We start from the raw sequence: 15486 nt of genomic DNA, 5'->3' as shown, positions 1-15486 counted from the left end.
TTTTATTTTATCATATAATTGTATTTTTTACAATTTTTTACTTATTTATCTGAAATTATACTTTTTATTCAGTTGTTATTTCACTTAAACGTTCACTTTTAGGTGTATATCTTTTCAACTCTCTAAATACTACTACACCTGTAATTACTGTGGCTATAAAGTCAGATACTGGTTGAGCTGTCCATACACCCTTTAAACCTAAGAATGTAGGAAGAATTATTACTGCTGGTATCAATAAAATTACCTGTCTTAGAAGACTTAATAACATTGCCATTTTTGCTTTACCTATAGATTGTATAAAGTTTGTTCCTGTAATTGATAAACCTACAATTGGTAACATAAGTAGGTATATTTTTAAACCATCTACAGATATACTCATAAGCTCAGGGTCTTTATTAAATATCCCTATAATTGCCTCTGGGAAAAGCATAATTACTACCATACCCATGCATAAAATTATAGTAGCTACTACTAATGAACCTAAGTATGCTTTTTTAACTCTATCGTATTTTTCAGCCCCATAGTTAAAACCTATAATGGGTTGCGCTCCCTGATTTATTCCAAAGATAGGCATTAAAAATACCATTGCTATAGAAGAAATTGTAGCCATAGCTCCTATAGCTAAATCTCCACCATGAGTTTTAAGTGCAATATTTGATATTACTTGAACTAAGCTTGCTGCAAGTTGCATAGCAAATGGTGACATTCCTATTGCAAATACTGCACCTACTAATCTTTTATCTAATTTTAAATGAGATTTACTGAATTTTAAATTTGATTTTCCACTTATATAGTAGCCTATAGTTAAAATGGCTGTAAGAGCTTGAGAAGTTACTGTAGCAATTGCAGCTCCTTGTATTCCCATATTGAATCCAAATATTAACATCCAATCTAAAACTATATTAGTTAGGCATCCTATTATCATTATTCCTGCTGAAATCTTAGGGCTACCGTCAGCTCTTATTGAGTGATTTAAAGAAAAGGATAGAAGATTTACTATTGTTCCTAATAAGATGATATTTATATATGTCTTTGCATATATTAATGTATTTTCACTTGCTCCAAATAATGTAAGTATTTTATTTGCAAATAATATCCCAAGTACCATTATTATAATTCCTGTAACTACAGCTAATGTCATTGCATTTCCTATAAGTTTCCTTGCATCTTCTACTTTACCTTGCCCAAGTTTTATCGATATAGTTGTCGTTGTTCCTATTCCTATCAACATACCAAATGCAAGTATTATTGTCATTATTGGCATCGTAACACCAAGACCTGTTATTGCAAGTGGTCCAACCCCTGGTATGTTCCCAATAAAAATTCTGTCTACCACATTATATAGACTATTTACCAGCATACCTATTATTGCCGGTATAGAGTATTTCAGTAGTAATTTACTGATTCGTTCCGTTCCTAATAATTGTTGATTATCCATCAAGTCTCCTCCTTCTTCTAATATTTAATTTTCCACATATTACAAGGGAGGTGCATATGCCCTCCCTTAATATTAACTACTTTTTAAATATTAATTTTCTATAATATATATTATATACCACTTTAATCAAAAAACCAAACTTTTCTAATATAAAATTTCTTTAGTAAATGAAAATAAAGTGAATATATACATGAGAGCACTAATAATATACCCCAATTTTTTAAGTTAAAACTATTGTTTAGTACACTATTTAAAAAGAGTAAAGAAAATATGCTATTTACAATAGCTATGATAAAAGGTACAAAAAATAGTATACCTATCTCTATACTAACAATCTTATTCATATTTTTAAAAGATAGACCTATTTTTGATAGATTGTTGTACTTAACCTTATCAAAAGGTTCATCTGTGTATAGTCTAAAATACAAAAAACTAAGAACTGCCATAAACAGAATAACACCTATGAAAATACCCATAAATTGAAGAATTTTACTTTGTTGTAACTCAGCTAAATACATATCTGGTAAGGTTAAAAAATATGACTTCATATCATTTCTATCTAGATTAAAATGTTTTTCTTTTAATGCTTCAGTTATATCAGCACTATTTTGCCAGTTTTCATAATCAAATCCATGAAAGTTTATTTTTGAAAACTTACTTTGTATATTATTATATAAATTATCATGTATAACTATAATTTTACTAAACATACCTGTAGGAAAAATTATCCTATCTGTTGATTCTTTTATCTTTATGTTTACATTTTTTATCTTATAAGCTTTAATTTCTTTTAAAGAATTTATATGCTCTTTAGAATTATATCTAGGAACTATAATGCCCTCATCTATCTTTAGATTAATTTTATCTAATCCCAATTGTTTTGATAATTTATTATAGTTAATCATACTTAATAATACTTCATTATTATATTCAAGCATAGGAAAACTTAATTCCTTATAATCATATTCTTTTATTGTGTTTCTAATTTCTTCTAAGTCTTCATATTTTTTGTTATTATTGTCTTCTGAGAAATATGAGTAAACCATTGGAAAATTATTTTTAGAGGATTTACCTTGTGAAGTTACAAGCGTTAAAGTTGTTGTAAATGCTACTAAAGTACCAGATAAAAGTATTGTCATTAAAAACAATAATCGAGAATTATCTTTCATCTTATATACTAAATTACCTATAAGCAACATATTTATTTTGTTTTTATAAAACTTCTCTCTATTTTTCATATGCTTTAATATTAAAATGGTAAACTGAGAAAAAAATAAAAACATTCCTAGAGTAATCAACAGCGCTATCATGTACATATCACCATTTATATTTAACTTATTACCAAATAGTATCATAGCATATCCTGTCATAAGACATGATATACCAAGTATTCCAAATAATTTTGAAGGTTTTATATCTTTTTTAGGTTTCTTTGTGCCTACTAAAAGTTCAAAAATATTATTTTTGTTTAACAATTTTAAGCTAAGTGGTCCTGTTATCAAAAATAATAACATAAAAGATATAATTGTCATTAGTATCGCTTTTATTGGAAAGTAACTTTCTGTCAAGTTCATATAAAATATTTTACCTAAATACAATAAAAATAACTTAGAAATAGATAGCCCTAAAAGTATTCCTAACATTATTGCTAATAATCCTATTATTAAATTTTCAATCAATATCAATCTTTTCAATTGTTTATTACTCATTCCAATTATTATCATAACTCCAAAATCTCTTAATCTAGATTTTAAGAAATTTCCTAAGGAATATAATATAAAAAGCAGACTAAATCCTAATATTATTAATTCTGAAATCATAAGAGCCATAAATGCAGTAGAACCACTTTGGATTCCAGAATCCGTTATAATTGGATGAAACATAGATACTGCAAATACAAAAAATATCATTATAGAGAAAATTGAGCTTAAAAAATACGCTAAATATGCTCTAAAATTTCTAATTATATTATTATAAGCAAATCTTCCAAAAGTCACTACCTTACACCTCCTATTTGAGACAAGACAGATAGTATTTTATTGTAAAAAGAACTATTCGTGCCTGATTTCTTTATCTCTGTATATATGCATCCATCCTTTATAAAAACAACTCTATCTGAATGGCTTGCACTATATGCTTCATGAGTTACCATAAGTGTAGTTACATTTTGTTCTTTGTTTATCTTAGCAAATAACTCTAAAACATCATCAGTGGATTTCGAATCAAGATTCCCTGTTGGTTCATCTGCAAGAAGTAATGATGGGTTATTTATAATTGCTCTAGCAATTGCACATCTTTGAGCTTGTCCTCCTGAAATCTCATAAGTTCTTCTATCTAAAATTTTATCAATACCTAAAAATTCAGATATATTTTTAGTTTCCCTGTTCATTTTTTTAACATTTCTACCATCTAGTGTAAGTGGCAACATTATATTTTCACCAACTGTCAAAGTATCAATCAAATTAAAATTCTGAAATACAAAACCAAGTTGTTTTCTTCTAAATTCAGCTAATTTTTCTCCTTCTAATTTACTTGTATCCTGTCCATTTAATATAACTTGGCCTTCACTCTGCTTATCAATTGTAGATATTATATTTAAGAGAGTAGATTTGCCACTTCCAGATGGACCCATAACAGCTACAAATTCGCCCTTTTCTATACTTAAATTAATACTATCTAATGCTTTATATGGAACTTTTCCATAATATGTTTTTGATATATTTTTAATACTTAATATGTTCATTTTATATTCTCCATTACTTTTTTATTTTCACTACAGTAATATATTATCGTGAATATCCCATTTTAACCATAAAAATACCCTAACAATTAACTTACATATTTGTAAGTTAATTGTTAGGGTATCAACAAACTAATTAGTATTAATAATTAATTCAACTAAAATTTTAGAAGCTTTTCAAATTCACTAAGTACCATCGGTTTAGCAAATAAATAACCTTGAACCTTATCGCATCCTATTTCTTTTAAAAACTCTACTTGCTCATTGGTTTCTACACCTTCACATATAACTTTAATATTAATCGCTTTTGACATTTCTACTATCTTAGAGATAATAATTTTTCCACGTTTTGTATCTGTTGTTTCAATTAGAAAGCCTCTATCTAATTTTAAAATATCAAAAGGAAGGTCCTTTAATAGATTCAAGGATGAATATCCTGAGCCAAAATCATCCATTGATATAAGAAATCCTATCTTTTTAAGCCTCTTAATTATATCAATCAATATATTTAAATTATCAAATACAACACTTTCTGTTAATTCAAGTTCTATAAACTTAGGAGATATATTATACTTATTTATCAATTCAGTAATATTCTCTATAAAATTATCTCTATGTAAATGAACTCTAGATATATTCACTGAGATTGGCACAGGGTTATAACCTTTGTTTAGCCACTTTCTCAAGGTCTTACATACTTCTTCAAATACAAACATATCAATATTTACAATGAAACCATTTCTTTCAAATAAAGGTACAAAATCTACGGGTGAAATAAATCCTATATCTGGATTGTTCCATCTTATTAGAGCTTCTGCTCCTTCAATTTCATTTCCATCATTTAAACTATATTTTGGTTGGTAATATACTACAAACTCGCCTTTTTCCAAAGCTTTATTCATATTATCCTCCAATTTCTTTTCTCTATATAATCGATTTCTTGTATCTTCATTGAAAAATGAATATGAATGCTCATACTTATCTTTTTTTGTTTTTGCAGCAATATTCGCTCTATCAATTAACAAGTCAATTTTTTGTATATCATCACTTCTATTTATCTTATATATGCCACTTGACATAACAATTTTATATTGTGAAGAATTACTAGTACTTAAATTGCATATTTCATTATTTATTTTAGCTAGTCTATTTAAAAGGTCAGTATCAGTATTACAAGAAAGCAATAATATAAAGTGGTCATTATCCATTCTGGCACAAAGTTCATATTTGTTTGTATTGTGTTTTAACACATTTGCAATATGTATTAATATCTTATTTCCTTCAGTATAACCAAACATCTCATTTATGTATTTAAATTTATTGACATCCAATTGAACTAAGTAAAAATCATCCTTATAATAATTATGTAAAATATATATAGAATCTTTTTTAAACTTTTCTTTGTTCTTTATTCCACTTAAGGAATCATAATAAGCTAATTTTTTCAGTTGTTCTATTAGTGTAACATTACTTAATTTCCACAATATCAAAAATATTAATATATAGAAAAATAACTTGATTATAAAATCAATTATCAAGCTTTTAAAGTTCTTAAAGACATCACAACTTGATATTAACGTCCAATCAGTTCCTTCGATACTCGTATATCTTGCACTATATAACTTCCAATTATCCCATGATAAAAAACCACCTTGACGTTTCTCATCTATATTTTTTAAAATTTCATTTTTACTGGACCCTATAATATTTCCTTCTATACTAAACATGTCCGTCTTATTGTGGACATAGTCTTTATTTTGATGAGAAATAATGGCATAATTTTTATCTACCATTAAAAACTTAATAGAATCATCAGAATTACTTCTACTTACTATCTTATTTACATCTTGAAAATAAAAGGAAGCAAAAATAGTTCCAGTTACTTCATTATTTTTTATAATAGGTACACATATAATAAATACTTTATCTCCTGTAACCTTACTAACTGTAATGTCAGAAATCACCATTTTCTTTGTTTCTAATACCTTCTGAAAATGAGTTCGGTCTTTTATTGTCCCAACCCTTTCTCTATATGTACTTGAAGTATTCCCTTGTGCATCAGTTATTCCAAGCATAAAAAGGTTATATTGTTTTTGATAAGGTCTTAATAACTTACCTTTTTCAATTAGAGAAGTTCTGGCATCAGAAAATCTATCGTCTTGACTAAGAGCTTTTAATAAGGATGCATTGACACTTAAATAATTTTCTAATTCTCTTTTTGAGGCTTCAATCATATTTTTAGAAGCAACCTCCATAGAATTACTTGCATATATAATTGTACTTGTAAAATCAATTAAAATTAATAACATCCATAAAATTAATATATACCTAAAAACTAATCCATCAAATATTTTTTCTCTTTTTCTCATATTTAAACACCATTAATTATACTATTGTAATACATACTCAATCGGCTCTTTAATAACTTGTGACATTACTCTATGTGAATAATCCAAAAGTATTCTTTCTTTAAATTTATATGAATCCTTTATACGAGATTCATAATTTAAAACTGGCACATTTAATTTTTCAATTTTATATAGGAAAGGCCTATATTCTAATGATGGAATATTATTTTTTAAGTAATTTATACTTGCTTTATCTAAAATGCTTACATTTTCAATATCTGTTGCACTAATATATGTAACCGTTATACCAAAAATATTCTTTTTAGGTATAAGTTCTAATGTCAAGTCTGATAACTCTGATTCTGCCAACCACACATTATTTCCCCCTTATAAAATCTTTATTCGATATTATTTTACCATAATTAAACAAAATTATGTTGCTTAATAGTAAATATTACAATAGTAACTATGGCTTTATTATATAATTTTTCAAAAAAATATACCAAGCTAGAAATTATTCTAACTTGGTATATTTAATTTACAAATTAAGCATTAACTTTTGCTTTTAAATATTCATCTATTGAAGCTGCTGCAGTTTTACCAGCACCCATTGCAGATATTACTGTTGCTGCTCCAGTAACAGCGTCTCCACCTGCAAATACACCTTCTTTAGAAGTTTGACCATTTTCATCTGTTATTAAGCATCTTCTCTTATTTATATCAAGACTCTTTGTTGTAGAAGATATTAATGGATTTGGACTTGTTCCAAGTGACATTATAACTGTATCTACATCAAGTACAAATTCAGAACCTTCTATTTCTATAGGTCTTCTTCTTCCAGAATCATCTGGTTCTCCTAATTCCATTCTTATACAAACCATACCTTTAACATATCCATTTTCATCTACTAAAATTTCTTTAGGATTTGTCAATGTATTAAATATAATTCCTTCTTCTTTTGCATGATGTACTTCTTCAGCTCTCGCTGGAAGCTCTTTTTCACTTCTTCTATAAACTATATATGATTCTGAACCTAATCTTAATGCAGTTCTAGCAGCATCCATAGCAACATTTCCACCACCAACTACAGCAACTTTTTTACCAGAACTAATAGGTGTATCATAATCATCTCTGTAAGCTTTCATTAAGTTTACTCTAGTTAAAAACTCATTTGCAGAAAATACTCCATTAGCATTTTCTCCTGGTATGTTCATAAACATAGGAAGACCAGCTCCTGAACCTATGAATATAGCTTCAAAGCCTTCATCTTCTATAAGTTCATCTACTGTTATTGTTTTACCAACAATTACATTAGTTTCTATTTTTACACCTAATTTTCTTATATTATCTATTTCAGGTTGAACAACAGCTTGTTTTGGAAGTCTAAATTCAGGTATTCCATAAGTTAAAACTCCACCTGGTTCATGCATTGCTTCAAATATTGTTACATCATAGCCTTTTTTAGCTAAGTCACCAGCACAAGCAAGACCTGCTGGTCCACTTCCTATTACAGCTACTTTTTGATTTTTCTTAGGTTCTGTGTCAGATAAGTTTATATCATTTTCTTTTGACCAATCTGCTACAAATCTTTCCAATTTTCCTATTGATACTGCATCTGATTTTATTCCAAGTATACATACTCCTTCACATTGACTTTCTTGTGGACATACTCTACCACAAACAGCAGGTAGTGAACTACTCTTGGCTATTACTTTAGCAGCACCTTCTATATCATCTTCTTTAATTTTTGTTATAAATCCTGGGATATCAATTCCTACTGGACATCCACCTACACATTTTGGTTTTTTACATCCTAGACATCTATTAGCTTCTGCCATAGCTTCTTCTTTATTGTATCCTAAACATACTTCATCAAAGTTTGCTGCTCTTACAGCAGGTTCTTGTTCTCTAACTGGTACTTTTACTTTTTTAGCATCCATTATTTGTTACCTCCACATCCACAATTACTATGATGATGACTATCGCCTTCTTCAAGTTTTAACATAGCTCTTCCTTCTTGAGTTTTATACATAGATTGTCTTCTCATAGCTTGGTCAAAATCAACTAAATGTCCATCAAATTCAGGACCATCTACACATGCAAACTTAGTCTCATTTCCAACACTAACTCTACAACCACCACACATACCTGTTCCATCAATCATTATTGTATTTAAACTTACTATAGTAGGTATGTTTAATTCTTTAGTCAATTGACACATAAATTTCATCATTATCATTGGTCCAATTACTATTGCTTGGTCATATTTTTTGCCTTGATTATCAACCAAATCTTTTAATAAATCTGTAACTCTTCCATCAAATCCATATGTACCATCATCTGTTGATATGTATACATTTTTAGCTACTTTTCTCATATCATCTTCTAATATGATTAATTCTTTAGTTCTTGCACCAATTATTACATCTACATCTAATCCATTATCTTTAAACCATTTAACTTGTGGATACACTGGAGCAGAACCTACTCCACCAGCTACAAATAGGATTTTTTTATTTTTTAATTCTTCTATATCTTCATGTATGAATTCACTTGCTTGTCCTAATGGCCCTACAAAGTCCATTACAAAATCGTTTTCTTCAAACATTGCTAATTTCTTAGTTGAAGCACCAACTGTTTGGAATACGATAGTTACTGTTCCTTTTTCTCTATCATAATCAGCTATTGTAAGAGGAATTCTTTCTCCCTTTTCATCATTTTTAATTATTATAAATTGACCAGGCTGAGAAGATTTTGCAACTCTAGGAGCCTCTATTTCCATCAAATAAATACTATCTGTTAATTGTCTCTTACTAACTATTTTATTACTCATCTCGCTATTCTCCATTCTAACAAATATATTTTTCCCACTTTAAATTTAATTAAAACATAAACACACAAAACTATAACTCTAATTATAATACAATATTAGTTCTCGATTAAATGTTTTGTATTGGACATCCCCCCTGTAAAATAATTATAACTGCCCAAATTACAAATAGTTGATATTAACAAATTACGTTTAAATTCCAACAAATATTAAAACCCATATTATATGTATAATTTGTTATAGATTTAACCTAATACACACTTAAAGTATACTATATTATGCCAAATTTGTAACAAAAATTTTATAAATACATAATAAATTTTTTTTATTCAATTATTTGTTTAATAAATTAACCTAGGTTTTCATAATAACTCAGATTTCTTTAAAAACTAAACATGTATAAGGCTTTAATCTATTGCAATACCAGCTTTTATATAAACTAAAATATACTCTTATTTTATTATATATCTAAAATTTTTAATATTCATTAATTATTTGAATTTTTATATAAAATTTTTATATTTTCTAAAGATTTATTTACTTATGTAATAATTTATAATAATATTAATTTATAAAGTTAATAATTATTATGAATACACATAAAAATAATTAAAAATAGGAGGTTTGTTTTTTGAAAAATATTATTTCTGCAAAAGAACTTATATCTAAATTAGAACATAATGATAATCTAGTTGTTATAGATTGTAGATTTGACCTTATCAATAGAACTTATGGTATTGATTCTTATAAAAAAGGACATATAAAAGGTAGCTTTATCTTGGATATAGACAAGGATTTATCATCTCCTACAAAAGAACATGGCGGTAAAAATCCTTTACAAGACCCTTTTATATTAAAAGAAAAGTTAGAAAAAATGGGTGTTGATAATTACACTACAATTGTAGCTTATGATGATGGAGATTTAAATGGTGCTTGTAGACTATTCTTCCAATTAAAACACTTAGGTCTTGAAAATGTCTATGTATTAGATGGTGGAATAACAGCTTTTGTAAAAGAAGGTGGAGAATTAGAAGAAAAAATAAATATTCCAAACTGTACAGACAAAAAAATTAAGCCTAATGTAAATGACAGTTTAGTTGTTCCAATGGAATATGTTAAGTCTAAATTATATGACAAAAATACTGTGATTATAGATTGTCGTGCTAATGAAAGATACCAAGGTTTAGTTGAACCTGCATATTCAAAAGCTGGCCATATACCTAGTGCAAAAAATTACTTTTGCAAGGATTTAATAAAAGGTGATTTTGAAAATGGCTCACTTAAAGATACTGAATTTTTAAAAGACTTCTTTAAGGATTTAAACAATTATGAAGAAATAATTTTGTCTTGTGGTTCAGGAATATCTGCTTGTGTTAACAGCCTTGCACTTAGAGAACTTAATATGCCCCATAAGATTTATGTTGGTAGCTTTAGTGACTGGATTAGCTATGATGACAACGAAGTTAAAACTGGACAAGAATAAAGTTAATAATAAATAAATCTAGCATATTATATATCTTAGCTTTTTATAAAGGCGTTAGTCATTGTAGACTTTCGCCTTTTATTATCATCATTTCATATAGATTCCTTTAGTCATTAAATATAAATTTAGTTTACAATATTAATAAACTGCAACATGACCATCACATCTTGACTCTGTTGCACAAACATAACTTTCTTGCTCTGTTTTGAAGATTATTTGTCCCCTACCCATATCAACATTATCATGAATTACTTTTATCTCATGACCTTTTTCAATAAGAGCATCTACCATCTGTCTTGGCATCTCTGATTCAACTTCTATCTCTTTACCTTTTATCCACTGCCATCTTGGAGCATCTAATGCCTCTTGAGGGTTTAAACCAAAGTCTATCATACTCGTTAATACTTGAAGATGTCCCTGTGGTTGCATAAAAGCACCCATTACACCAAATGGACCTATTGCCTTATCATCTTTACCTAAAAAACCAGGTATTATTGTGTGATAAGGTTTTTTAAATGGTTTTACTACATTATGGTGTTTAGGGTCTAAGTTAAAATTATTACCTCTACTATGTAGTGCAATACCAGTGTTTGGTATTACTATCCCAGAACCAAAATTTATATAATTACTCTGTATATATGAAACCATATTTCCATCTTTGTCAGCAGTACAAAGATATACAGTTCCACCACAATATGGTTCTCCTTCTTTTGGGTATAAAGCTTTTTCATTATCAATCAATAAACTTCTCTTTTTTGCATAATCTTGACTTAATAATTCCTGAACCTTTACTTTCATATGTTCTATATCAGTTACATAAGTTTTAGAATCTGCAAAAGCCAGTTTTAAGCTTTCTATAATCTTATGTATGTCATCTACATTTTCTATATCTCCTTTTATGTCCAATTCTTTTAATATATTTAATGCCATTAGGACTGTTATTCCATGTCCATTCGGTGGAATTTCAAATATTTTATATCCTTTGTATTCTGTGCTTATAGGTTCTACCCAAGTTGGATAAAAACTCGCTAAATCACTTTTTCTTATAGCTCCCTCAAACTTTCTAGAACACTCATCTATTTTATCTGCTAGTCTACCTCTATAAAAACTTTCAGCTTGTGTATTGGCTATTTCTTCTAATGTATTAGCATGCTCTTCACATACAAATATGTCACCAGCTTCTGGAGCTTTACCATCCTTAGAAAACGTCTCAAACCATGACTTAAATTCTTCTCCAACAAATTCTTTTTCATATAGTTCATAGGATTTTTTCCATACTTTTGATACATTAGGAGAAACAACATATCCTTCTCTTGCATATTTAATTGCTGGAGATAAACATTCTAGTAGACTAAGTTTTCCATACTTTTTATTTAATTCTGCCCAAGCTGCAGGTATTCCAGGTACAGTTACTGCTCCAAATCCATACTTTGGCATTTCTTTCATGTTCTTGTAATTTTTTAATTCCATTCTTTCTGGAGCAAAACCGCTAGAATTTAGTCCATATAATCGTTTTTCTTCCTCTATCCAAACAAGAGCATATGCGTCTCCTCCAATTCCATTACTTGTAGGTTCAACTACAGATAATGTAGCAGCAGTTGCAACTGCTGCATCCACAGCATTTCCACCTTTTTTTAGTATTTCAAGCCCAGCTTGAGAAGCTAATGGCGTTGAAGTTGCAACTGCTCCATTTTTAGCATATATAACATTTCTTATTGATGGATATTTATGTTGATGAGCATCAAACATCATAATTTTCAACTCCTTGTCATTTTTATTTTATATTTTCCTTAAATTTATTATATAACATTAATTAATACAACTGATACAAAATACAAACTTTTTCCAAGACTTAATTACATTATTATAATATTTTTTTGTTTTGATTAGATAAGCTATCTTGTTTTTAGTATTTAATTCTTATTAAGTAAAAAATACTCTACAACTTAATCTATTATCATATTTTGAGCGTATTTTAATGTTATAAAATAATATATAAAATAACCTATATAATAAATGGCTAGTGTTGTAATAATTGGTATAAGCAATGGGCTAGTTATAAATTTTTGAGCAATTGACATAGCAAATAAATTATGAATTGTACCTACAATTAATGGCAACAAAAATACAACTTTTAATTGTCTTGATATTATTTTCTCAATATCTTGATTATTTGCCCCAAGTTTTTTTAGCATAATATATCGTTCTTTATCATCATATATATTTGATAATTGCTTAAATAAAATTATACTTCCTGTACACAAAAGAAATACTACAGATAGAAATATACCTATAAATAACATAAGACCACTTACTCTAATTAAATCATTATAGTTTTCGACATTTGATGTAAAATTAAAAGGATAAGTTGATTCCATATTTTTATCAACTATATTTTTTAATCTTAAAGACATATCAAACTCTTTTTTTTCATTTTTTATATCAATTAATCTTAATAATCTCGATTCTCCTCCTGATTTTAATCTATTAAATATGTTATCTTTTACCACAATTAAATCAAATGTTGATTGTAAATTTATTTCTGGCTCTAAAATATTTTTTTGAACTGTAAATAAATTCATCTTCTCTTTTTCTTTAATGTATACATCTATTTTTTGAGTACCAGTACTTTTAAGAAACATTCTCTTATATGAATCTGAAACATAATATACATGCTCTTCTGAAGTTAATTCTTCATAATTACTGTTTTGATATTGTCTTAATTTCTTAAAATCACTTTCTTTAATAAAATCTACAATCACTGTATTTTCTCTATAAACTCCTCCTTTTTTATAATACAATTTAAAATTTACATCTCTACTTATAAACGCTACTGTCTTATCAAAAAGCACCTTATCATCTTCTTTATATTTATATAGCAGCTTATCGATTTCATTATTTACAAGAGAATTTTCTGCATTTATAGTATAACTATACTTGTAGTTTTCATTTATATTTCTATCTATATCGTAATAAATTGATATTGTAAATCCTAACATAGTTACACTTGTAGCTATTAATATTGCTATTATTGCCAATACTCTGCTATTATTCTTTAATTTGAATCCAAGTTCTGAAAATGCAATTAGATTTCTTCCCTTGTAATAAAAACTTTTTTTCTTCTTAGCAACATCTATAATTATCGACATTATTGATGAAAAAAATAAAAAAGTACCTGGTATTATTGTAATTAATATAAAAGCTGAAAACATTATGTTTTCAACAATGAAATGACTAACTGACATTAAATAAGAAAATACTATCAGTAAAACTCCAAGAGTTCCCTTTAGCTTTATAAATCTTTTATTTGTATATTTTTCTGGTGACTTCTTAAATAACTCTACAATTTTTTTATTCCTAATAACTATAATATTTCTCATTCCAATTACTACAAATATTATTAAAAATATTCCTAATGTCTGAATTAAAGCCCTTATACTTAAAGTCATCTTTACTACTATAATCTCTTTCATTAATTTTACAAGAATCATTGTCATAAGCTTTGAAAATAAAAAACCTAAAGATATTCCTATTAATATTGCAAAGATTCCCATCAAAAAAGTTTCATATAAAAATATTCTGCCTATCTGATTTTTTCTCATTCCAATCAAGCTATAAGTACCTATCTCTTGCCTACGTCTATTAAAGAAAAATGAATTTGAATAATATATAAACAAAAAAACAAATACCACTATTACAATTGAACTTGTATTAATACCTATTTTAGTTTTTCTACCAAGTAAATTTAAGGCTTCATTGTACTCTATTGACTTGAAACTAAAGAATATAAATACACTAAATACAATTGAAACGAAGTACATAAAATAGCTTAAAAAGTTCTTTTTTATATTTTTTATAGCAATTTTAAATAAACTCATTTTTATTAACTCCTCCAATTAAGGAAACTGTATTTAGTATTTTATTATAGAATTCTTTTGTGCTTTCTCCTTTTATAAGTTCTGTAAAGATTATTCCATCCTTTATAAAGAGTATTCTACTACAAAAACTTGCACTTATAGCATCATGTGTTACCATTAATATTGTTGAATCGTTATCTTTATTTAATTTTACTAGAGAATTTAATAAATCCCTTGCAGATTTAGAATCTAATGCTCCTGTAGGCTCGTCTGCAAGTATTAATGATGGTTTTGTTACTATTGCTCTACAAACAGCGCCTCTTTGTTTTTGTCCACCTGAGACTTCATTAGGATATTTATCTAATACTGATTCTATATTTAGTGATTTTGAAACTTCTTTTATTCTACTTTCTATTACTGATACTTTTTCATTTTTTAAAGAAAGAGGTAGCATTATATTTTCTTTTATAGTTAATGTATCTAAAAGGTTAGAGTCTTGAAATACAAATCCAAGATTATCACGTCTAAAGTCGGCTAATTTATTTTGTTTCATTTTAATAATATTCTTATTCTCTATATAAACATTTCCTGATGAAGGCAAATCTATTGTAGAAATAATGTTCAAAAGAGTTGATTTTCCAGCTCCAGATGAACCCATAATACCTACAAATTCGCCTTTATAAACTTTAAAACTTATTCCCTTTAAAGCTTCATATTTTGAGCCTTTTCTACCATACTCTTTTTTTATATTTTCAACAATTAATATTTCTTCCATAATTACTTACCACTC

The 15486-nt window shown here is 27.4% G+C and carries 11 protein-coding genes; 1 reads left to right on the top strand and 10 read right to left on the bottom strand.

Annotation, left to right across the window (positions count from 1 at the left end; genetic code table 11):
* Nucleotides 1-64: 64 nt before the first annotated feature.
* From IC213_RS11115 to IC213_RS11085, 7 genes are all read right to left on the bottom strand, one after another.
* Nucleotides 65-1438 (bottom strand): MATE family efflux transporter, encoded by a 1374-nt coding sequence (locus tag IC213_RS11115; RefSeq protein ID WP_227482349.1) that lies wholly within the window; start codon nucleotides 1436-1438, stop codon nucleotides 65-67.
* A 122-nt stretch (nucleotides 1439-1560) separates the two neighbouring features.
* Nucleotides 1561-3435 (bottom strand): ABC transporter permease, encoded by a 1875-nt coding sequence (locus IC213_RS11110; protein WP_227863081.1) that lies wholly within the window; start codon nucleotides 3433-3435, stop codon nucleotides 1561-1563.
* On the bottom strand, nucleotides 3435-4181 hold the full coding sequence (locus tag IC213_RS11105) for an ABC transporter ATP-binding protein (RefSeq protein WP_227823745.1): 747 nt from the start codon (nucleotides 4179-4181) through the stop codon (nucleotides 3435-3437). Before IC213_RS11105 ends, IC213_RS11110 begins: the two co-directional genes overlap by 1 nt.
* 155 nt (nucleotides 4182-4336) lie before the next feature.
* A complete protein-coding gene (locus IC213_RS11100; protein ID WP_227432924.1) occupies nucleotides 4337-6547 on the bottom strand; it encodes an EAL domain-containing protein in 2211 nt (736 codons plus the stop codon).
* Between the two features lie 21 nt (nucleotides 6548-6568).
* Nucleotides 6569-6901: a hypothetical protein gene (locus IC213_RS11095; RefSeq protein ID WP_227432923.1), complete on the bottom strand. Its 333-nt coding sequence runs from the start codon at nucleotides 6899-6901 to the stop codon at nucleotides 6569-6571.
* 170 nt (nucleotides 6902-7071) lie between these two features.
* Nucleotides 7072-8466, bottom strand: a complete 1395-nt coding sequence (gltA, locus tag IC213_RS11090) for an NADPH-dependent glutamate synthase (protein WP_227823744.1) — start codon at nucleotides 8464-8466, stop codon at nucleotides 7072-7074.
* Nucleotides 8466-9359: a sulfide/dihydroorotate dehydrogenase-like FAD/NAD-binding protein gene (locus IC213_RS11085; RefSeq protein WP_227432921.1), complete on the bottom strand. Its 894-nt coding sequence runs from the start codon at nucleotides 9357-9359 to the stop codon at nucleotides 8466-8468. The genes gltA and IC213_RS11085 overlap by 1 nt, the downstream gene beginning before the upstream one ends.
* A 628-nt stretch (nucleotides 9360-9987) precedes the next feature.
* Between IC213_RS11085 and IC213_RS11080 the strand changes: the two genes are divergently transcribed.
* On the top strand, nucleotides 9988-10839 hold the full coding sequence (locus IC213_RS11080; RefSeq protein ID WP_227823743.1) for a sulfurtransferase: 852 nt from the start codon (nucleotides 9988-9990) through the stop codon (nucleotides 10837-10839).
* 138 nt (nucleotides 10840-10977) lie between these two features.
* Here IC213_RS11080 and ggt read toward each other — a convergent pair whose 3' ends face one another.
* From ggt to IC213_RS11065, 3 genes are all read right to left on the bottom strand, one after another.
* The gene (ggt, locus tag IC213_RS11075) at nucleotides 10978-12591 is read right to left on the bottom strand and encodes a gamma-glutamyltransferase (protein ID WP_227432919.1); all 1614 of its coding nucleotides are present in this window, start codon (nucleotides 12589-12591) and stop codon (nucleotides 10978-10980) included.
* A gap of 194 nt (nucleotides 12592-12785) precedes the next feature.
* Entirely contained in the window at nucleotides 12786-14717 is a 1932-nt protein-coding gene (locus IC213_RS11070; RefSeq protein WP_227863080.1) for an ABC transporter permease, read from the bottom strand.
* Nucleotides 14704-15471, bottom strand: a complete 768-nt coding sequence (locus IC213_RS11065; protein ID WP_227432917.1) for an ABC transporter ATP-binding protein — start codon at nucleotides 15469-15471, stop codon at nucleotides 14704-14706. Before IC213_RS11065 ends, IC213_RS11070 begins: the two co-directional genes overlap by 14 nt.
* Between the last annotated feature and the right edge of the window lie 15 nt (nucleotides 15472-15486).

Origin of the sequence: Clostridioides sp. ES-S-0049-02 (genome assembly GCF_020658465.1) — a bacterium.
Taxonomy (GTDB): domain Bacteria; phylum Bacillota; class Clostridia; order Peptostreptococcales; family Peptostreptococcaceae; genus Clostridioides.
The sequence above is the reverse complement of the archived record's forward strand: the minus strand, read 5'-3'. Positions and strand labels throughout refer to the sequence as shown.

Coding starts and splice junctions, on each gene's coding strand:
- gltA (WP_227823744.1), bottom strand. CDS start 8,466: ATGGATGCTAAAAAAGTAAAAGTACCAGTTAGAGAACAAGAACCTGCT.
- IC213_RS11115 (WP_227482349.1), bottom strand. CDS start 1,438: ATGGATAATCAACAATTATTAGGAACGGAACGAATCAGTAAATTACTA.
- IC213_RS11085 (WP_227432921.1), bottom strand. CDS start 9,359: ATGAGTAATAAAATAGTTAGTAAGAGACAATTAACAGATAGTATTTAT.
- IC213_RS11065 (WP_227432917.1), bottom strand. CDS start 15,471: ATGGAAGAAATATTAATTGTTGAAAATATAAAAAAAGAGTATGGTAGA.
- IC213_RS11070 (WP_227863080.1), bottom strand. CDS start 14,717: ATGAGTTTATTTAAAATTGCTATAAAAAATATAAAAAAGAACTTTTTA.
- ggt (WP_227432919.1), bottom strand. CDS start 12,591: ATGATGTTTGATGCTCATCAACATAAATATCCATCAATAAGAAATGTT.
- IC213_RS11100 (WP_227432924.1), bottom strand. CDS start 6,547: ATGAGAAAAAGAGAAAAAATATTTGATGGATTAGTTTTTAGGTATATA.
- IC213_RS11105 (WP_227823745.1), bottom strand. CDS start 4,181: ATGAACATATTAAGTATTAAAAATATATCAAAAACATATTATGGAAAA.